This is a genomic window from Viridibacillus soli, from assembly GCF_016612995.1.
GTDB classification, from domain to species: Bacteria; Bacillota; Bacilli; order Bacillales_A; family Planococcaceae; genus Viridibacillus; species Viridibacillus soli.
In genome coordinates this window covers 123976-145096 of record NZ_JAEOAH010000015.1, presented here as the reverse complement: position 1 = coordinate 145096, position 21121 = coordinate 123976, and the positions used below count along the sequence as shown (strand labels likewise).

At 35.6% G+C, this 21121-nt stretch carries 20 protein-coding genes, 1 other RNA gene, 2 pseudogenes and 1 riboswitch; of the genes and pseudogenes, 21 read left to right on the top strand and 2 right to left on the bottom strand.

Features of this window, described 5'->3' with window-relative positions:
- Nucleotides 1-498 precede the first annotated feature (498 nt).
- Nucleotides 499-694, bottom strand: a non-coding RNA gene (gene ssrS, locus JFL43_RS12075) — 6S RNA.
- Nucleotides 695-809: 115 nt separating this feature from the next.
- On the opposite strand from ssrS, the gene JFL43_RS12070 reads away from it, so the two are divergent.
- From JFL43_RS12070 to JFL43_RS12020, 11 genes are all read left to right on the top strand, one after another.
- Nucleotides 810-1688 (top strand): LysR family transcriptional regulator, encoded by an 879-nt coding sequence (locus JFL43_RS12070; protein ID WP_200749234.1) that lies wholly within the window; start codon nt 810-812, stop codon nt 1686-1688.
- Between the two features lie 169 nt (nt 1689-1857).
- Nucleotides 1858-3186, top strand: a complete 1329-nt coding sequence (locus JFL43_RS12065; RefSeq protein WP_200749233.1) for an LLM class flavin-dependent oxidoreductase — start codon at nt 1858-1860, stop codon at nt 3184-3186.
- A gap of 82 nt (nt 3187-3268) precedes the next feature.
- Nucleotides 3269-4021 (top strand): amino acid ABC transporter ATP-binding protein, encoded by a 753-nt coding sequence (locus JFL43_RS12060; protein ID WP_200749232.1) that lies wholly within the window; start codon nt 3269-3271, stop codon nt 4019-4021.
- Nucleotides 4022-4045: 24 nt separating this feature from the next.
- On the top strand, nt 4046-5062 hold the full coding sequence (locus JFL43_RS12055; protein WP_200749231.1) for an LLM class flavin-dependent oxidoreductase: 1017 nt from the start codon (nt 4046-4048) through the stop codon (nt 5060-5062).
- Between the two features lie 43 nt (nt 5063-5105).
- Nucleotides 5106-5393, top strand: coding sequence for a glutaredoxin family protein (locus tag JFL43_RS12050; protein ID WP_200749230.1), 288 nt, complete (start codon nt 5106-5108; stop codon nt 5391-5393).
- Nucleotides 5394-5425: 32 nt separating this feature from the next.
- Entirely contained in the window at nt 5426-6235 is an 810-nt protein-coding gene (locus JFL43_RS12045) for a transporter substrate-binding domain-containing protein (protein ID WP_200749229.1), read from the top strand.
- A gap of 26 nt (nt 6236-6261) precedes the next feature.
- Complete coding sequence (locus JFL43_RS12040; protein ID WP_100795026.1) at nt 6262-6966, top strand: amino acid ABC transporter permease; 705 nt, start codon at nt 6262-6264, stop codon at nt 6964-6966.
- A gap of 18 nt (nt 6967-6984) precedes the next feature.
- Nucleotides 6985-7692, top strand: coding sequence for an amino acid ABC transporter permease (locus JFL43_RS12035; RefSeq protein WP_100795025.1), 708 nt, complete (start codon nt 6985-6987; stop codon nt 7690-7692).
- A gap of 26 nt (nt 7693-7718) precedes the next feature.
- Complete coding sequence (locus JFL43_RS12030; protein WP_325166674.1) at nt 7719-8234, top strand: GNAT family N-acetyltransferase; 516 nt, start codon at nt 7719-7721, stop codon at nt 8232-8234.
- 12 nt (nt 8235-8246) lie between these two features.
- The gene (locus JFL43_RS12025) at nt 8247-8846 is read left to right on the top strand and encodes a nitroreductase family protein (protein WP_200749228.1); all 600 of its coding nucleotides are present in this window, start codon (nt 8247-8249) and stop codon (nt 8844-8846) included.
- Nucleotides 8847-8958: 112 nt separating this feature from the next.
- On the top strand, nt 8959-9447 hold the full coding sequence (locus JFL43_RS12020) for a flavin reductase family protein (protein WP_200749227.1): 489 nt from the start codon (nt 8959-8961) through the stop codon (nt 9445-9447).
- A 113-nt stretch (nt 9448-9560) separates the two neighbouring features.
- On the opposite strand, the gene JFL43_RS12015 is transcribed toward JFL43_RS12020, so the two are convergent.
- Complete coding sequence (locus JFL43_RS12015; protein WP_100795022.1) at nt 9561-10190, bottom strand: YfbR-like 5'-deoxynucleotidase; 630 nt, start codon at nt 10188-10190, stop codon at nt 9561-9563.
- A 317-nt stretch (nt 10191-10507) separates the two neighbouring features.
- On the opposite strand from JFL43_RS12015, the gene JFL43_RS12010 reads away from it, so the two are divergent.
- The 10 genes and pseudogenes from JFL43_RS12010 (at nt 10508) to mprF (ending at nt 21041) form a co-directional block, all read left to right on the top strand.
- Nucleotides 10508-10945 carry a hypothetical protein gene (locus JFL43_RS12010; protein WP_200749226.1) on the top strand — a complete coding sequence of 146 codons (438 nt, stop codon included), beginning with the start codon at nt 10508-10510 and terminating at the stop codon, nt 10943-10945.
- A gap of 633 nt (nt 10946-11578) precedes the next feature.
- A complete protein-coding gene (locus JFL43_RS12005) occupies nt 11579-13201 on the top strand; it encodes an ABC1 kinase family protein (protein WP_200749225.1) in 1623 nt (540 codons plus the stop codon).
- A gap of 327 nt (nt 13202-13528) precedes the next feature.
- Nucleotides 13529-13921 (top strand): annotated as a pseudogene (locus JFL43_RS12000) (LytS/YhcK type 5TM receptor domain-containing protein); the annotation flags it as partial.
- Between the two features lies 1 nt (nt 13922).
- A pseudogene (locus tag JFL43_RS23510) lies at nt 13923-14242 on the top strand (carbon starvation CstA family protein); the annotation flags it as partial.
- A gap of 303 nt (nt 14243-14545) precedes the next feature.
- Nucleotides 14546-15025 (top strand): PaaI family thioesterase, encoded by a 480-nt coding sequence (locus JFL43_RS11995; RefSeq protein WP_100795017.1) that lies wholly within the window; start codon nt 14546-14548, stop codon nt 15023-15025.
- A 93-nt stretch (nt 15026-15118) separates the two neighbouring features.
- Nucleotides 15119-15490 (top strand): helix-turn-helix domain-containing protein, encoded by a 372-nt coding sequence (locus JFL43_RS11990; protein WP_100795016.1) that lies wholly within the window; start codon nt 15119-15121, stop codon nt 15488-15490.
- A gap of 86 nt (nt 15491-15576) precedes the next feature.
- Nucleotides 15577-15776, top strand: a riboswitch (cobalamin riboswitch).
- 371 nt (nt 15777-16147) lie between these two features.
- Nucleotides 16148-16381, top strand: coding sequence for a hypothetical protein (locus JFL43_RS11985; protein ID WP_200749223.1), 234 nt, complete (start codon nt 16148-16150; stop codon nt 16379-16381).
- A 423-nt stretch (nt 16382-16804) separates the two neighbouring features.
- A complete protein-coding gene (locus tag JFL43_RS11980) occupies nt 16805-17590 on the top strand; it encodes a 3D domain-containing protein (RefSeq protein ID WP_200749222.1) in 786 nt (261 codons plus the stop codon).
- Nucleotides 17591-17801: 211 nt separating this feature from the next.
- Nucleotides 17802-18356: a superoxide dismutase family protein gene (locus JFL43_RS11975; RefSeq protein WP_325166673.1), complete on the top strand. Its 555-nt coding sequence runs from the start codon at nt 17802-17804 to the stop codon at nt 18354-18356.
- Between the two features lie 105 nt (nt 18357-18461).
- Nucleotides 18462-21041 (top strand): bifunctional lysylphosphatidylglycerol flippase/synthetase MprF, encoded by a 2580-nt coding sequence (mprF, locus tag JFL43_RS11970; RefSeq protein WP_157812869.1) that lies wholly within the window; start codon nt 18462-18464, stop codon nt 21039-21041.
- The last annotated feature ends 80 nt before the right edge of the window (nt 21042-21121 follow it).

Below are 21121 nucleotides of genomic sequence, written 5' to 3'. Positions count from 1 at the left end.
GAGTATCGACTAATTCTGTAATAAACTGATGCATAGGGAAGACCTCTTTTCTAGGATTGGTTGTGGTGACTTATTCTACGAAGAAAAGGTCTTTCTTTTTTGTCGTTTTATTCATTTACACAAAATATTTTACACTCTCAGGGGTGAATAGAATATAGAAAGAATTTTTAAAAGGTGTGTTTGATCTTTACTGCATTTCGACTGACTATTTGATAGATGTGATAATTAAAATTTTGGAATTGTACTTGTATAAGTTTTACTCAAGAAACAAGCAGTTTTAATAAGGTGGGTGGAAGATATGGGGGAAATTGATATATTATTCTTTTAGGTTAGTGTAATAGGGGCTATTGTATCGAATAGTTTATACTTACTTATCATAAAAGACACAAGTCGTTTTATTATTGAAATTATAGATTTGCGACAACCTCTAAAAAATCAAAAAAACACCCCAACCTTTTATGGTTGAGATGCTATATAAGCCCTTTAGTATCAACAATTTAAGAAGCCGCGTATGCCGTAATTTTTTAATATTGAAAGTTTTAAACCACCACTCCTCAAAGTGGGTGTTCGCAGAGGTTTTCATGTTTGTCCGCATTAACAATGGAATGCGGCATGCCAATCCTTCCTCAATTAAAACTCCCTTTTACAGCTTAAAGGTTAAAACTTAATATGATTACGAACAATGCAGCCTGTATACATATAATACTGCAAAGTTTATGGAACTGCAAGGATGATGATTACATAGTAATTGCTTTCATTATCAAGTAAACTAAAGACTGAAAAATGGAATAATAAGGGGAGGTAAATAGATGAATATTGATCATTTAGAAGCCTTTATGTATGTCGTGCATTTAAAGAGTTTTCATAAAGCATCGAGGGCCTTATTTTTATCACAGCCCACGGTCACAGCACGGATTAAAACATTGGAACGTGAATTGAATACAGAATTATTTGTAAGGCAAGGAAGAGGCGTAATACTAACTCAGCAGGGGAAGGATTTTATTCCATATGCACAGCAAATAATTCAAACGTTTAATGATGGAAAACAGCAAATGAAGCATCGGGAGAGCCAAGATGAAATTGTAATTGGAGCAAATATTATTACATCTCAATACTTTATCCCATTTGCTTTATCTTTCTGGAAAACGCATAATCCCGAGCTACGCTTTAAATTTGTTTCCGCTACAAATGATGTGTTATTAGAAAAGTTACTGAATAAGCAAATTGATATGGCCTTTATGAAGCAGTTAACAAGTGAAGGTATTCAGCAAGACAGCGTGCTTGATAATTCTGTGCGGCTAATAGTTAGTCCGGGACATCCTTTATTGGATGTACAACAGATAACGGCAACGGTGCTTGCAGAGGAACCAATGGTGTTTTTTGAGTGTGGTGCTTTTGATTGGAATTTGGTCTATAAATTATTTGAGGTAGAGCAGGTAGAGCCGCGTATTGAATTTAAAGTAGATCATTTAGAAGTAGCAAAATCACTCATAAAAAATAAGCATGGTATTGGATTTTTACCTTATTTATGTATGAAGGAAGAGCTTGCAAGAGGCGAATTAGTAGAAATAGATACTTCTCATTTATTGCTGATTAATCAACATGTCTATTTAACGTATTTTCAAAGTGAAGCGGTGGAAATGCTTCGTAAGGATATAAACCGCTCTATCCATGCATTTCTAGAATGAAAAACGGATTGATAGAAATTTTCAATCAATTATTAATTTTTCCTATCATCATTCCCCTTGTCAGCTCTATGAGAAAAATGTTAGTATTATCCACAATCAGAAAACGTATAATTCATATAAGTTAACTCGAGTTTAAAATTATACGGAATTGAAAATGGGGGGTATTAGTATGGGTGAAAAACGAAAAATTAAATTTGGTGCAATTATTCATGGTGTTGGTGGAAATATTTCAGGCTGGCGTCATCCAAAAGTATTGACGAACGCGAGTGTAAATTTAGATTTTTATACGCAACAGGCACAGAAGGCAGAAGCAGGCAAATTTGATTTAGTATTTATAGCAGATGGTCTATACATTAATGAAAAATCAATTCCGCATTTTTTGAACCGTTTTGAACCTTTGACTATCTTGTCTGCATTAGCAGCAGTTACTTCAAATATAGGTCTTGTTGGTACCGTATCTACTTCTTATAGTGAGCCGTTCACCATTGCCCGTCAATTTGCGTCACTTGATCATATTAGTAATGGTCGGGCAGGTTGGAACGTTGTGACAACGCCATTAGAAAATACAGCGTTAAATTACAATAAAACCGTCGATGAACACCCAGACCATGCAAAACGTTATCGAATTGCTGAAGAGTATTTAGAAGTCGCAACAGGTCTTTGGGATTCCTGGGATGATGATGCATTTGTAGGAAATAAGGAGAATGACGTATTTTTTGACTCATCTAAATTACATCAACTGGATCATCAAGGAGAATTCTTCTCTGTACAGGGACCGCTGAATATCGGTCGTACGAAGCAAGGGCAGCCAGTTATTTTCCAAGCAGGCTCTTCAGAAGCAGGGAAACGCCTAGCAGCTAAAGGTGCTGACGCTATTTTTACAATGTCTAAAACATTACGGGGAGCACAAGAATTTTATCAGGACGTAAAAGATCAAGCTATAGCATTCGGACGTAATCCAGAAGAAGTGGTTATTTTGCCAGGTATTTCTCCAATTATCGGTGATACAGAAGCTGAAGCAGAAAGGAAATATAAAGAATTATCCAATTTGGTTTCAATTGAGCGGGCACTTGCTTACTTAGGGCGCTACTTTGATCATCATGATTTTTTGCAATATCCACTAGATGAAGTATTTCCAGAGCTAGGGGATATAGGTGCAAATAGCTTCCGCAGTCATACAGACCGTATTAAAAAAGAGGCAAAGGAGCAAAACTTAACATTGCGCCAAATTGCTTTACGAGAAGCAACTCCTCGCACACAATTTATCGGTACACCTGAGAAAATTGCGGATTTAGTACAGTTATGGTTTGAGGAGCACGGAGCAGATGGCTTTATTATTGCGGCCACATTCCCAGAAGCCTTGGATGATTTTGTAGATAAAGTCGTACCTATTTTACAACAGCGTGGCATTTATCGTGAAGACTATGAAACTGATACTTTGAGAGGGAATCTAGGATTGCCATTCAAACAAAGCCGATACACAAAACAAACTGTTTAAATTTTTTTAAGGTTAATACCTAGTTATTCAATGTGAATAATAATGTTTATTAAGGGAGAAGTGTGTTGAATGGAGGTATTAGATGATTGAGATAAAAGAGTTGCGTAAAAATTTTGGACATAATAAAGTGCTAAAAGGAATTAATATCAAGGTAGATCAGGGGGAGATTGTTTCAATTTTAGGACCAAGCGGATCTGGAAAAACGACACTTTTAAGATGTATAAACTATTTAGAAAGTCCAGATGGAGGCACTATCACAATTGACGATATTTCTATAAATACAGGTAAGGTAAATAAAAAAGAAATAAATAATTTACGAAAAAAAACTGCAATGGTCTTTCAAAGTTATAACTTATTTCAACATAAAACAGCTTTGCAAAATGTGATGGAAGGTCTAATTGTTGTACAAAAAAGAGACGTCAAAGAAGCGAAGGAAATTGCATTAGAGGTTCTACAAAAAGTAGGTCTAAAAAATAAAATAGATTCCTATCCAAGTCAATTATCAGGGGGACAACAACAACGTGTCGGAATTGCTAGAGCACTTGCTTTGAACCCAGATGTTATTCTATTTGATGAACCTACATCTGCTTTAGACCCTGAGTTAGTAGGCGAGGTATTAGATGTAATAGCTAAGATCGCTAAAGATGGAAAAACGATGATTATAGTCACCCATGAAATGAATTTTGCAAGGGAAATATCTGACAAGATTATTTTTATGGATAATGGTGTTGTAGTTGAAGAGGGAACACCAAAGGATATTTTTGTAGAGCAGAAAGAGGAACGTACAAGGCAGTTCTTGAAGAGAATGACCCCTGAATTGGACTATTCGATTTAGGGTGAAAAGAGGAGGACTAAAACGATGAGTTACAAGATTGGGATTTTAGATCAAAGTCCAATAATTGAAGGATTGTCGAACCACGACGTTTTGCAACAGACAGTAAAATTAGCACAGCAAGCTGAGAAGTGGGGATATGAGCGGTTTTGGGTATCTGAACATCATAATTCAGTAGATGTCGCTGGCTCATCACCTGAAGTGTTGGTATCCTATTTGTTAGCTAAAACTAAGAAAATTCGAATTGGCTCTGGTGGTGTTATGCTTCAGCATTATAGCCCATATAAAGTAGCCGAAAACTTTCAGGTGTTGTCTACTTTAGAACCGGGACGTGTAGATTTAGGAATTGGCAAGGCACCAGGAGGGTTACCTTTATCGACTAAAGCTTTACAATATGGAACCGTTAATACTGGCGGAGATTTTGAGGAGCGTCTAATTTTCTTACAGCAAATATTGAATAACAAGGTTCCTACAACACACCCATTAGCAGGGATTCAAGCAACGCCAATACCACCTGAAAAGCAGGAATTATATTTATTAGGCGCTAGTCCAAATAGTGCGAAATTGGCTGCAGAATTAGGAGTTATTTTCGTTTTTGCACGTTTTATTAATAGTGATGACACCATTATTGCTGAGGCGGCAAAAGTCTATCGTGAAAATAGTACGAATGGAAAATTCATTGTAGCTGTAGCAACAATCGCAGCAACAATATCACAAGAGGCTAGAAAATTAGCTGAGTGTCAAAAGATTATTAAAGTACATTTAGCAAGTGGCCGTACATTGACATTAAATTCGCTTGAGGCAGCAGAAAAGTTCGGGCAAGAGTCAGGTGAGAAATATGAAGTGAAGGAGTATGCAGCGAATATAATTGCTGGCACAGCTACTGAAGTGAAAGGTACGCTGGATCAACTGCATAAACTATACAGTGTTGATGAATTCATTTTACATACACCTATACCTAAAAGTGATGAGCGCTTAAAATCATTTGAATTATTAAGTCCCAAATCTTTAGCAACAATTGTACGTAGAGAAGTCTCAATTTAATAGAGTATAAATAAAAAAATAGTTTATTTTGGGGGTTTATAACATGTCACAAAATGTCTCAATTATCGTTTGGTCAAAGGAAGGCTGTAGCTATTGCCATGATGTAAAAAAATATTTAGCTGAACAAGAATTAACTTATAAAATAGTAGATATTACAAATAACGATCATTTACGAGATATTTTAGATGCAAAATACGGTGTACGTCACGTACCTGTTGTGGAGCTTGGTCAAGGGAATGTGTATCGTGGAGTAACGGAAGTAGGAATAGAACATTTACAACTAGCACTAGATGAGTTTTTAGTTGCGAATAAAAACCAAGTAAACCAATAATGATAAAAAGAATTGTTAGGGAGGTATAAATTATGAGGAAAGTATGGCTATGGGGACTGATATCTGTAATAGTTTTATTGAGTGCCTGCTCATCAAAAGCAGAGTCAGTGGATAATCAAAAAGGAAGTTCAAAAAAGATTCAAAAAATCATTGTTGGTACGGGTACTCAGTTTCCAAATATCTGTTTTATAAATGAAAAAGGTGAGCTGACGGGGTACGATATCGAAATCGTGAAAGCGATAGATGAAAAGCTGCCGGAATATGAATTTGAATTTAAGACGATGGAATTTTCAAATTTATTATTAAGTTTAGAAACAAAAAAAATCGATCTTATCGCGCATCAAATGGAAGTGAATAAAGAAAGAGAAGAGAAATTCCTATTTAACAAAGAACCTTATAATGTTTTTCCATTAAAGGTGACTATTCATCAAGATAATAATAATATTAAATCGATTGATGACTTAGCAGGAAAAAATATTAGTGTTACACCAACAAGTAATTCATCTGTATTTATTGAAGAATACAATAAAAAGCATAATTTAGGAGCTCATATTAATTACGGAACGAACACAACTGATATTATCAATCAACTTAAAACTAGACGTATTGATGCTATTATTTCAACACCATTCGCAGCAAAATTTTATAATGAACAAGCAGATGCGCAACAAAAAGTAGTTGGAGATACGCTACTTAATTCTAAAGTTTTTTTCTTGCTCAATAAGGACGAAACAACACTATCAGATAGAGTTGATGAGGCCCTTCTAGAGTTGAAAAAAGAGGGCATTGTAAGCAAATTAAGCAAAAGATGGCTAGGGGCAGACTATTCAGTTGAATTTTAAATGATATTTTGGAAGGAAGAGAGTGGATGGGGAAAGTATTTGATCCGGTATTAATTATTGAATTTATCCCAACGTTAATAAAATACTTGGGAATTACTCTAGAAATTTTAGTTTATTCTACAATGCTTGGAACTTTAATTGGTATAGTTGCTGCTATACCAAAATTGTTCCATATTCCTGTTTTAAAACAAATGATTACTTTATACATTTCATTTATTAGAGGTACACCTATACTCATTCAGTTATTCCTTGTCTACTATGGGTTACCAGCAATATTAATGTTGTGGAACATAGATATTACAAGAATGGATGCACTCTACTTCGTTATTATTACTTATTCACTAAGCAATGGAGCCATTTTTGCAGAGATATTTCGTGGTGCCATTTCAGCTATCGATTATGGTCAAACGGAAGCAGCTTATTCAATAGGTATGACGCGTTTTCAAAGTTTTTCCAGAATTATTTTCCCACAATCAATTAGAATTGCATTTCCTAATATTTCAAATTCTATAATTGGTTCTTTAAAAGATACTTCTCTAGCTTTTACAATTGGTGTAATGGATATGATGGGGAGAGGTGAGACGTTAATTGCTTCTACTGCGCATGCTTTGGAAGTATATATTTCCTTGGCTATTGTTTATTACATTGTTGTAGTAATTTTAGAAAAAGTATTTAAAATCTCCGAGAGATATTTAAATCGTTATCAACCAAATGAAACAGCTACTATTTGAGAAGGGTTGTAGAGTAGTATGACAATTGACTTTCCTTTTATTTGGATTGCATTCAAGGAACTTTTAAAAGCGGCCCCATTAACTTTAACACTTACATTTGTACCCGTTATTATTGGATTTTTTATTGGTTTATCTGTTGCAATGATTAGAGCATATAATTTGAAGTTTTTAAGTCGAATAGCTAATGGTTATGTTTCTTTTTTTAGAGGTACTCCTGCAATTATGCATATTATGTTAATTTATTTTGGTATCCCGCTATTACTGGATATCCTTATTGATTACTTTCATTTACGAATACAATCAAATTCTATACCTATTGTCTTGTTTGTCATAATCGCTTTGTCGTTAACAGCTGGATCCTATTTATCTGAGATAATTCGCTCAGGTATATCTAGTGTATCCAAGGGTCAAACAGAAGCGGCTTATGCAATTGGCATGAATACATTTCAAGTAGTGAAAAGGATTATTTTACCGCAAGCATTAGCTCAGTCTATTCCTAATTTTACAAACTTAATAATTGGCTTTTTACATACTACATCGATTGCTTTTCTTGTTTCTCAAAAGGAGATTACAGGTGCTGCTAATATAATCGCTTCCAAAAATCTAAAATTTTTAGAAGCTTTCATAGCAGCAGGTCTTTTATACTGGATTATTACAGCAATTATTGAAGCGGTGTCTTACGTCGTAGAGAAAAAGGCAAAAGCCTATACTAATAGTGCAATATAGATGTACCTAGAGAGGGGTCATGAACAGTGGGAAGTATTATTACAATAGATGTTTTATTAGAACATGAAAAAGATGCTACACGAGAAGTTTTAGTGGAAAGTTATGAACAATTTAAAGATAGTTATGAAAATACGGAAGTTTGGAATACGTATATTGAGGAGATTAGATCTTCAGTAGATAATCCTAATCTTGATCGCATTTTAATAGCGAAAAGCAATGATAATATTCTAGGGACATTACAAATTTTTTCCTCTTCAAAAGAAGCCTATGATCGGCCAGAGTTAGAAATCAATACGCCTATTGTACGGTTACTGGCGGTGCACCCTTCTGCTAGAGGGAAAGGGGTGGCAAAGGAATTGTTAAAAGTAAGTATAAAGTATGCTAAACAAAAAGGGGCTAAATCTCTTTATTTGCATACGACGGACAAAATGTCAGATGCAATTAGATTGTATGAATGGCTAGGGTTTCAAAGAGATCCATCCAAAGAGTTTTATAAATTTAATACTTTAGTTAAATGTTACAGATTTGATATAACAGAGTAGGAGGCACTCAAAGTGACACGCAATTTCTATACAGCAGTAGAAGAGAGACGGTCAATATATGGCATTACAGATGAAATCGTTATTTCAAACGAACGTATTGAGGAGATTATTCAGTTAGCTGTGGCAAATACTCCAACGGCTTTTAACTCTCAAACAGGTCGAGTTGTTGTACTGCTAGGGAATAGCAATGCAGAATTTTGGCAAATTGCATTTGAGTCGGTGAAAGCAGGGTTAGCAGAAAATCGTATTGCAAAAACAGACGTACGATTTAAAGCATTTGCGGATGGCTATGGGACAGTGCTGTTTTTTGAAGATTATGAGGTAGTGCAAACAATGCAGGAGAAGTTCCCAGCATATAATGAACAGTTTACTGAATGGTCACATCAAGCATCAGGCATACTGCAATACTTAATATGGACCTCTTTAGAATATGAAGGGTTTGGAGCTAACTTGCAGCATTATATTCCAACGTTTGCAGCTGATATAAGGCAGAAATGGGGAATTCAAAATGGGTGGAAGCTAATTGCTCAACTACCGTTTGGAAAGCCAATTGTGGCACCGAAGGAAAAAGAAATTCAACCACTCGATCAACGTATTGTTATTGTTAAATAATTGTATGATCATAATACTATACGTCATACGCTTAATTGAAACCGATAGTAAAAATGAACATATGATAGATGAGTCTTAATAAAAGAGGAAATGAAAAATAGGAGTGAATAATATGTCTGAGCAACAACAGGCCTTTCGGAAAGCTTTAGGTAACTATCCTACAGGAGTGACAGTTGTGACAACTTTTAATGAGGACCATAACCCCCTTGGATTGACGGTAAATTCATTTGCATCGGTATCTCTGGATCCCCTACTTATTTTATGGTCAATTGATAAAAAATCAAAATCATATAATGAATTTATCAAAACAAAAAAATTCGCGGTAAATATTTTAGCAAGTGATCAACAAGATTTATGTAATCTATTTGCAAGTAAAAATGAGGATCGTTTTAGTCAATGCGATTGGCGAGAATCTATACAAGGATTACCTGTTTTAGAAGATACCTTGTCTATACTAGAGTGCGAAACAGCGGAGCAAGTAAATGCAGGCGATCATACTGTTTTAATAGGGCGTGTTATCAATATTGAAAATGCAGAGAAGGAACCACTGCTTTATCATCGTCGTAATATTGGAGCAATTCCTGAAGCATTTTATAAATAGAAACAAAGTAATAAGCAGGCTGTGAATTCCTAAAGATTCTTGGGGTTTGCAGTTTTTTTATGAGTGTAATTAGGGCAAAATAAAAAAGCTCTTCGCCTTTTTATTTCCAAGGCTCAGGCTTTATCGATTATTTCATATGTTAACGATGAGACATCGACTTGCGTTTCTTCTGAGATGACGTCAGCTAGCATGGTGTCTTTAAAGTATGCGACGCTTGTTGGAAGTGGAATACGCAGCAGTTTTTCGAGTGCTGTTTGATACATATATACGAACTCTAAATCGGTATTACCCCGTTTTAGCTCTGCAAATGCTTCGTAAAATTGGTCTAATTTGTCGGCGAATTCAAGTAAGCGTCCTTCTGTTGTGGCGTCCTTACCTTCCTTCATACGGTCGAAAAATATAGCTTGAAATTCTTCTGGTATTTCATTGACGATGAATTTTTCCATCATTTTATCTTCGACATGTGCTAACATTTGTTTAAGTTCAGGCGATGCGTGTTTGACTGGCGTTTTGATGTCACCGATGAAAACCTCTGCGAAATCGTGGTTTATCGTTTTTTCGTACAATGATTTCCAGTCGATTTTTGCGCCGTTCAATTCCTCTAAAGTACCGAAGAACATGGCGTATTGTGATACTTTCCAAGAGTGAGCCGCAACATTGTGCTCCTCAAATTTGAAGCGTCCGGGACAGCGAATAATTCGCTCTAAGTCGTTTAAGCTAGTGAAAAACTTATGAATACCTATAAAAATCCTCTCCTCTAAAATAAGTATATGTCAAAGTGCAATCTTTTATGCGAAGATTTCACCTACATTTACATTGTACTATAGAAAATTCCAAAATCCGACTAATTCGCTTTATCTTAACAAGGTCTTTACATTAGGTTAATAATATTGCAAGTGGATATTATTATGGAAAGAAATCATTTATATTGTTCTATTTTTCTAACTTGGACATACTTACATTCTTTTGTTCATAAAACGTACATTGCACTCTATTCCTATTTCAATTATCGTGAATATTGAAGGAAGATAAAAAAATACCGTTTAAAGGACTTAATCAAATGACTTATTCAATAATCGTTTTTATACATGTAATTAGTGCCATTTTGTCTATTGGACCGTTTTTTGTGTTGCTGCCGATGTTGAAAAAGATGCGTAATACACAAAATCATCATGCATTGGAGGCCTATGTGGCGACATTTTCGATGGCCATTCGTATTGTGAAGCATGCCGGACATGTACTTGTCACTTCTGGGTTGCTTGCCATGTGGCTTGGTGGTTGGAATTTGATGACATCATGGATTGTTATGACATTTGCGGTGATGATTAGCTCAATCTTCTTTTTGGCGAGCGCATTCAAGCCGACAATTCGTACATTTAACACACCCGAATTCAATCAGCAGCTATTTATCAATAAACTAGTGAAGTCTGTTTGGATTTATATTTTACTGTTACTTATTATGCTATGGTTTATGGTTGCGAAGCCGACTTTATGGTAATGACAATAGAAAAGCTGTCTATTCATCAAATTTGGTGAATAGACAGCTTTTTTTACAAGGTAAGAAAGTATAAACTTTTTTACTCAGTTAGCTCCTGACGCTAGCTACTTCTTCGCAAGGCTCACCGCATAAGGGCGTTGTCATAGCAGGGCGGCGTCAACTGCATTTCGTATTTGTCCAGCTTGCACCTAAGCTTTAGATCCTCAGGCGAAGCCAACTTTCGCAACGATTTTTCCAGCGTCAGTGTTGAGCTAGAGAGGCGCTTTCCATTTTTCTTATTGTATCTTATATGGTAAAAAAATACTTATTGTATATAATAAAGGAAGAATGATATCTTCATTTGATGGATCGCTGACTATACAAATGAACAGGTGTATTGATTAACTAATTTTAACCATTACCATTAAAGAGGTAGGTTGATTTCCGCGGGCAAGCACCCTCCGCTACAATCAACTAAAAAATGTGTAGTAACATACGTTAATATTGAACAAAAAAACAATTTCAATGGTAAATAACAACCTAATATTTACCTAATAAACTCACCTGATAAATTAATAAGAGGGCAAGTGGGATGCTGTAAAACGAACCGAGATACTACATACCTGAGGAAGGAACTCGAATGGAGGTATTTTAATGAAACAAGGAAAAAGTCGATTTCGTATGTGGAAGATACTGTCCTTCGCATTTGCAATGTTCGTTCAAGTGTACTGGTTTCGTATCCGAAAAAAATCAGATACGGAGTGGGAAAGGTTATGGGATAAGCTTGGGCAACAATTTCGCCAGCTACTCTTTGAATTAGAAGGATTATTAATTAAAGTAGGTCAATTTTTAAGCATTCGTAAAGATTTGATTCCAAGTGGTTTTATCGATCAAATTCAAGATCTTGTGGATCAGGTACCACCTTCTCCTTGGGAAGAAATAAAGAGTGTAATGGAAAGAGAATGGGGAGGATCAATTGAAAATGTACTTCTATCGGTTGAATCGAAAGCTGTTGCTTCGGCATCTATAGGAGAAGTTTATCGCGGCAAATTAAAAGATGGAACGGAAGTAGCAATTAAAGTGCAACGTCCATCGATTCCTTCGATTATGCGCACAGATTTTCGTTCATTGGCAATTATAATTTGGTTTGCTCAACACTTTGCTCCAATCCCGAAAGGATTTCTCAACTTTAATATGTTATTCAAAGAACTAAAATATGTAATCGAAAGAGAATTAGATTTCCAAAAAGAGTTAGAAACAATTCAACATTTTCAACAACGTTTTGAATCTTATTCTAAGCTGAATATACCAAAAGTTTATCCGGATATTAGTACCCAAAAAGTATTGGTAATGGAATGGATAGACGGTGTTAGAATAACAGATGTAGATTTTTTAGATAAATCCCTGGTAGATAGAGAGGAATTATCTCAGCGTTTAATGAGAATCTTTCTTCCGCAATGGTTAGAAGCAGGAGTGTTTCATGCAGATCCTCATGCAGGGAATGTACTGGTGAAATCAGATGGAACGATTGTTCTTCTTGATTTTGGGATGGTAGGTGAAATTTCAAAAAAGGATGCTATAAACTTTCAAAATCTAATGCAAGCAATCTTGTTGAAAAACTATGCACAAGCAGCAGAAATATTAGGGGACCTGGGGTTCTTACTTCCAGAAGCTAATCTCAAAACCATTCAAAACCTTCTTAAAGAAGTTTTAACAATGGATCTAAATCAGTTGAAAGAAATGGATCTATTAGCAGTAAAAAAAGAAATGAATGACATGGTAAAATTACTTCCAATTCAAGTACCTACACGATTTATCTTTTTGGGGCGCTCCTTTGTGACAATTGAAGGGATGTTACTTACAATTAGCCCAAATAAAGAAATTTTAGAAATAGTAAAACCCGTATTTATGGACTGGTTGAATCAAAGTAACTCAAGTAAATGGAAATTTTTTTTGAAATGGATAAATGCCCTTCCTATTTTTCAAGTATTTCACTCCATTCAAGATTTACTAGAGACTCCCCAGCGATTATTAGTACAGAAAGAAACACTGCAACAAAGGGAATTTTACTTTTCTATTTATGAAAACCAAAAAAAGCAGATGTTTATTATAAGTGTATTAGGATTCGTGGGAATTTCCTTGGGCATATATTTTCAGTATCCTATACTATCAAAAGTTTCAGTTGGATTGATGGTTATTTCTTTCATTGGTTATTTCTTTTGTAGTTGGAGACAAAGAAAATGGTTAAAACTCATGGATAGAAAAAGTAAGCATTGAAATGTGTAGATTTTGTCTAGAAGTAGATGTTAATATAGTTCCGCTATAACATTAGGCGGTTGTTTTCTAATAAATTTTTTAATTAAATGTTCTAGATAGCCAACTTCTTAAAAGGGAGCTGGCTTTTTTATAAGGTAAGAAAGTATAAAGTTTGTTACTCCGATAACAGTCCAGCTCCAGCGAAAGGCTCGTCGCAGAAAAAAGGCGTCTACCATTTTTCTTATGCTCCCCCTAGAATTTCGATGAAATCAGAAAATTTATGTTCATGGGACAATTTTTAGCTAAAATTGAATATAACTATAGTCGTACAAACAAAGAAGAAATTGAATGTTTGAATTATTCATAACCATGTTAGAGAGGTTAGGCATTATCGTAATGATTGCCTTTATTTTGACCCGCTTGAAGTTTTTACGTGGACTGATTGTACAGAAAAAATTTAGTAATCGTCAGCAATGGATGTCCATTTTGTTTTTTGGTTTCTTTGGCGTTATTGGGACGTATTCAGGTATGACTTTAAGTATTGAAACACAGCAGTTTGACCGCTGGGCTTCAGAACTCTCAGCTGATGAGGCTATAGCAAATTCACGTGTTATTGGTGTTGTAATCGCAGGTTTGCTTGGGGGGGATAAGGTTGGTATTATTGCCGGTGTGCGCCGCTTAACACTAGGGGGATTTACAGCAATTCCATGTGGGACAGCATCAATTTTAGCAAGTGCCATACATTCTTTGGCGCTACTTCTCATGGGCAAACCAATCGACAGCGGTGATTGCATTATGGGTTGCGACGATGTATTTATTCTTAACGAAGAAAAATTACTGGATTTCGCTTATTCCAGGTATATTTATGACGATGACGACAGTGACATATATTTAAAATGCACAAATTGACTTTAGATTATCAATGAATATCGCATATATCGGTGCGACAGTTATACGTTGGAAATTATTTCAATCTCCTTCGTTGCTGCTGTGGAACAGCGGAATGAGAATACGGTATTATTAGATGAAGATGTTTCGGGATATAATAAGGACTATGTATAATGGGCTGTTGCAGTCCTAACTATCGTAAAGTAGTTTATGAAGAAGAGCGGCGAATTAACTTAATCATAATTTTTGGTATTATTATGGAAGTATAATAGACTAGAAAGGTCATTTCATCGTTTAGATGAGATGGCTTTTTTCATTAGTGTAATAAAATATGTTTATTGAAAATTACCTTTTTTATAGTAGAGATAAAAATTTTCTCTTTAAAGCAGAAAAGTTGTTAAAAAGAAAAGGTTTAATACAGCGGTTGTCGAATTGTATAGAAGCAGGATTATTATGTAACAAAGGGGATGAGTGAGTATGAATAAAGAAGAAAAGGTAGCTATTCAAGATGAGTATCCAGATGATTTCGCATGGTGCTATGGGTGTGGAAGGTTGAATGCTGATGGTCATCATATTCGCACTGTTTGGGAAGGTGAAGAAACGGTTACCTATTATGAATCGGGCGATAAATATACAGCTTTACCTGGATTCGTATATGGAGGTTTTTTAGCTTCGCTAGTTGACTGTCATGGTACTGGATCAGCCGCGTTAGCACTCCATCGAAAAAATGGTCATGAGCCAGGTGATGGGAATGAGCCGCCAAGATTTGTCACAGCATCATTGCATGTGGATTACTTAAAACCGACGCCACAAGGGGTGCAGCTGAAAGCTGTTGGCAAAGTTGAAGAAATCCATCCGAAGAAATTCAAAGTGCATGTACGACTATATGCTGGGGATGAGCATGTAGCTAATGGTGAAGTTGTAGCTGCGGTTATGCCAGCCAGTTTTATCAAATAATAATTTGCAGTTGAATATATATTGAACGGATTTTTATAATAAGAAGAAACTCAAGATTTGCATAAAACATCGCATATAAAGGAGTGAAATAAAATGTTTAATTCACAAGCTTTTGGAATGAAGTTGAAAGAACTTAGAGAGTTAAATGATTATTCGATGTTATCCTTAGGAAGGAAGATTGGCACATCCGCAAGCCGTATTAAAAGTTGGGAGATGGGAGAAAGTGTTCCATCTGCAAGCTGGATTGTAAAGCTAAGTGGTGTGTTGCAAGTTTCCGCTGATGAATTGCTTTTGAATGTGTTAGAAGAGTCAGTAGAGCAAAAAGAAGATAAAGACAAGTTTAAGAAGCGCAAAGTATTGTTACGCGACATACATTTATTATTACCAGAGCTAAACAAGCAGGACTTATTAGAACTTTATACATTAGCTGAGTTAAAGGCGATGCAAAAAGAGCTTACTTCTTAATAGTACAAAGCGCGCTAAAGCACCTAAGTCCTAGTGAAGATCAAGACAATCCTTCACTGATAGTATGTTATAGTTAATGGACAACTGAATATTGTGTAGAAATAGGTGCTCTTTTTGATATTAAAAAGAGCTTAAAAGGGAAGTCCGGTGTAAGACCGGCGCTGTCCCGCAACTGTAAATGGGAGTTCTTTTTCAAAACCACTGTTATATAGAAGGAAAATATAATGGGAAGGGGAAAAGAATGATGAACATGAGCCAGGAGACCTGCCTATTTTAGTACACACCATACAACCTACGAGGATAGGAGGTGCTTAGCGTGGCTTTTTATGGTCACCGTACGAAAAAATGAAGCAATGGAGAAAAATAAACGTTTTTTCTTTTTATTTTGCGATGCAGTTTCTTTGCGTTGAAAAAAAGAGAGAATGCCTATCTTAATCCATTAGCGGCTATTTGTTTTTGTGCGACACCATGTTGATTTAAAATAATCGACACCTTCCTTACATCACAAAGGAAGGTGTTTTTTGTTGTTAAGTAAATTATAAAATCTTACATCGTGGATAACATTAGTCCAGGATACCCGCTAAATTCAGCTCCGAGCGCTCTCGGATGTAAACGGCCGCTTTGCGCTTTTGTTCTTAGCTACAGGAGATAGAAAGGATGAGGAAAATGGAATTCGGTACAAAAGCTTATTTTATCGCTTCATTTAAACAAAACTTAATGGAAAATTACGTGTTAACTGAAACACGTTCAATAGGAGATATTTATACAAAGTTGGATCAAGAACTAAAACAATCAAGTAGTTTGGAAAACGATAATAAAAGTGCGTATCAATCCAATTTGCATAAAGCTTATGCCCAATTGAAAGATGAAATTTCAGGCGTGGAGCATTAATTAGCTTTTGACGACAAATTAAAAATGGAATTTAAACCTTAAAATATGCTTTTTAACTAAAAAAAGCATATTTTTTTGTAATATTTAAGCCCCAAAATCACTCTTTTTCACTCCGGATTTTGTAATTTTCCTCTGTTTTACATAAAAATCATAAAAAAATAGCAAAAATTCGTTAGGCTTTGCCAAAAATCGCTTTTTAGGAGATCTTTTTTTGGAATTATGCACCAATGTTGATGATGGTAGTCATGCCAACGTTTTCATTCACTTTTTTTAAAAAAGTTTAAAAAATAATGCATAAAATGACAGAATATTGACAACTCTTGTAACAGGATTGTTACCCCCCCTACATCATTCAGCAATATCCATGACATGTGTGGGTGGTAGAGTTATCCGTGTTAGTGAAAAGGAGGTCGTTTTTAAACGATGAGAAAACAATTGATTGCACTAGCAGGTGTTTTGATAATCGGATCTGCAGCGATGACTGCGCAAGCATCAGCTGCGGACCATACAGTAGAAAAAGGGGATACACTTTGGTCTATTGCACAAGCCAACAACATTTCAGTTGACGACTTGCTAGAGTCAAACAATCTAGATTCTTCTTTAATCTTCCCAGCGCAACAACTAGAATTAGAATCTAAATCTGATAAAGCCGACAGAGCTGATAAAAAATCAGATGACACATATACAATTGAAAAAGGCGATACGCTTACTAAAATCGCTGAAGAAAAGGAGGTTACGGTAGAGAACTTAATGACTTGGAATAAGTTATCCAGTGATTTAATCTTCGCAGACGATAAACTTGCATTATCGGCTACAGCAACTTCCGATATTACACAAGTTCAACAAACACCAGCTACACATACAAAACAAACGCCAGCAACATCTACTCAAGCGGCTACAGCAACATCTCAACAAGCAGGTAAAACGATGACTGTACGTGCAACAGCATACACAGCCTATTGTTCAGGCTGTTCAGGTGTAACGGCCACTGGGTACGATTTACGTTCAAATCCAGGTGCGAAAGTAATCGCTGTTGATCCTTCTGTTATCCCATTAGGTTCAAAAGTATGGGTTGAAGGTTATGGTGAGGCAATTGCTTCTGATACAGGTGGTGCTATTAAAGGTAACCGTATCGATGTATTTATCCCAGATAACAACAAAGTTTCTCAATGGGGCGTTCGTAACGTTACCATTAAAGTTTTAGACTAAAAAGAAATGTGCGGAGAACTCTAGCTCTGTACTATATTAAAAAAATACCCATTATGTCGAATTATTTCGTCATGATGGGTATTTTTTAGTTATATTTAGTGGCACTATTGATGCTTTTTTTAAAGTTATGTTAAATAGTGAGATGATATTCCTTGAATGATACATAATTATCGGTATTTAGCACATGCTGTCAAAAAAGGAGTGGTTTTCAGTGCGAGTACAAAAATCAACGTGGTTGCTAATAAGTATGACATTATTACTTGGTGCGTGTTCGAATAACAAGCAAGCTTATCAACAGGTAACAGCAGATCCAGCGGAAAATGCACATGCAGCATTTATTAATAGTGAGGGCAAGTCTATCGGTGAAGCTGTACTAACTGAAACAGCAGATGGTGTACAAATTAGTCTTGCTTTACAAGGGTTAGAACCTGGTGAGAGGGCAATCCATATCCATGCAGTAGGGAAATGTGATAAACCGACATTTGAAACGGCAGGTGCACATTTTAACCCTACGCATAAGCAACATGGTTATCTGAATTCAAAAGGCTATCATTTAGGTGATTTACCGAATTTACAAGTGGATAAAGATGGCACAGTAGATTTAGAATTCTCGACAAAGGCTTTTACATTACGACCGGGTGAAAGTAACTCGATCATAGATAAGGATGGCACCGCTTTTATTATCCATGAGTCTGCAGATGATTATAAAACAGATCCATCAGGTAATTCTGGTAAGCGAATTGCATGTGGAATTATAAAGAAATAGTCGATTTATGAAAAAATTAAGAATTTTATGCAACGATCTCAGCATTTTTTGCGTCACAGTTGTATAGTAGTAGTATATGAACTTGACGTAAATGGGTGGTTGCGGATGAAACTAAACAAATCGAAAATTTTTCAATGGCTGAAAATCATTCTTCCAGTATTACTAATGCTTTTCGCTATTCACGAAATAGGTAAGATTCTTGGGAATGTTAATGGACAAGAAATTGTTCGAGAGCTGGGGAATTTGGATGTTCGTACTTTAGTATTAATGGCAGCTGTTCCTCTAGTGCTCGTTTTCCCAATGTTTTTCTATGATTATTTTATTGTGAAAAAATTGAAGCTTAAAAGACCGTTAAAACGTTTGATGAAAGAGTCTTTAATTATTAACTCTTTCTCTAATCTTATTGGTTTTGGTGGTTTAATCGGTGTGCTATTACGTACGCATTATTTTAAGAAAAAAGATGTAGACAGTAGCACTTTTTTTAAGACAATTGCTTCAGTAACATTATTTTATTTAGCAGGTCTTTCACTATTTGCTTGGGTATTACCTATCTTTTATTGGGATTTACCGCTATTTAGTGAACGCAAAATTTTAGTTATTGCTGTAACAATTATTGGTTTATATGTTCCCTTTTTAATTATCAAGGCAATTGTGCAATTAGCCAAGAAAACGACAACACCCCGCCATGTACTAGGCGAAGTGGGATTATTAGGTGTATCAGTTTTAGAATGGTTAGGTGCAATTGCATTTATTTTTTTAATCAGTTATATGCTAGAAGTGCCGATCAGTTTTGAAAGTTTAATTCCGATTTTCATTGTTGCTTCATGTGCTGGTATTGTAAGTATGATTCCTGGTGGTCTTGGGTCTTTTGATTTGGTGTTCTTATGGGGAACGCAAAGTTTAAATGTACCAGAGGAGTCAGTGCTATTGATGCTGTTATTTTACCGCGTCGGATATTATATTATTCCCTTTTTAGCAGGGCTTGCTTTGTTCCTACATGAGTTATGGGGTAAATTAAATGCCGGCTTTAATAGTATTCCGAATATTATTTTAGAACGTGCCAGTCATGTAACAGCGACTGTTCTTGTCTTTTTATCAGGGCTAGTGCTTTTGGTGTCTTCTGCGGCTCCTGGGGCCATTGAACGAATTAAGTATGCGAAGGAAATATTATCGTTACCAATTGTCAATGTGTCCCATCAGGTAGCTGTAGCGACCGGCTTTATATTGCTGGCGTTATCAAATGGTATTTCTTATAAAGATCGACGTTCATATCGCATTACGCTATTTGTTTTATTGTTTGCGGCAGCATTATTTATATTAAAAGGCATTCAATATAAACAGGCGTTATTTATGATTTTTGTAGCAGGTCTGTTATTTGTATCGCGAGATCGATTTTATCGTGAAAGCTATATTGTTACGTGGGGGCGCTCACTCGTCAATGTATGTATTATTTTAGTCATTACAGCATTATACGTTGTAATTGGTATTTGGGCGATTCCTACTGCGAAATACCCAATCCCAGAAAGCATGCGACCATTTTTTATTACGGATTCAGGTGACCTCTTCTGGAGTGCCTTTATCGGCTTAGTCGTTGTAACAATTGTTGTATTTATAGAAGTATGGCTAAGAAAGGTTACGCAATTCAAGAAAATTTCTTCGATCCATCATGAAAAGGAAATTTTCTTACATCTCAATAAATATGGTGGTAAAGAGTTATCACATCTTATTTTCCTTCATGACAAATATATTTTCTGGAATAAGAAAAAAACAGTACTTTTCCCATATCAGGAAAGTGCCGATAAGCTTGTTGTTCTTGGAGATTTAGTTGGTAAAAAGGAAGATTTCGGGGTAGCCATAGAAGAGTTTGTATCACATGCTGATTACTATGGTTATACACCCGTCTTTTATGAAGTGAGTGATCAGTTTGTGCCTTATTTACATGGCTATGGCTACAGTTTCTTTAAATTAGGAGAAGAGGGATTTATAGATTTAGAGTCTCTTGCATATTCTAAAGAAGATACGTTGGAAATTGACAAGTTGAAAGATAGCTTACAGCAGGATGGATATTCCTTTGAGCTATTGCAACCTCCATTCCAAGAGGATTTACTTTCAGAATTGTGGAAGTTATCAGATGAATGGCTAGATAATCGAAAGGAAAAGGGCTTCTCACTCGGCTATTTTAGTGAAGATTATTTACAATTTGCACCGCTTGCTGTTGTGAAAAATGGTGATGCACAAATTGTTGCTTTCTCAAATGTTATTCCTTTATATGATGCGGAGCAGACCATTTCTATTGACCTTATGCGCTCGAAAAAGACAAATCTACCAAGCGGTATTTTGGATTATTTATTACTCAATGTGTTTACTTGGGCAAAGAGCGAAGAATTTAAACGTTTAAATGTAGGAATGACACCTCTTTCTCATATTGGTGTATCCCACTATGCGACGTTAACAGAGAAAATCGCTGCACAAATTATATTTGATGGTCAAGAGTATTATAACTTCCAAGATGTGCAACGTTTCAAGGAGAAGTACGCAAATATATGGCAACCAAAATATTTAGCTTACCGAAAGCGTGTTTATTTACCTTTTACAATGTTGCAAATTATGATATTAATAGGTGACAATAAATACGCTGCAATGAGGGAGCAAGTTTCTGAGGTTAAGAACTCTCGTAAACGGTGAAAGAACAATAAAACCTTAGAGTCATTATAATGATTCTAAGGTTTTATTATAATTATCGAAGAGTGGAAATGCTTATAAAG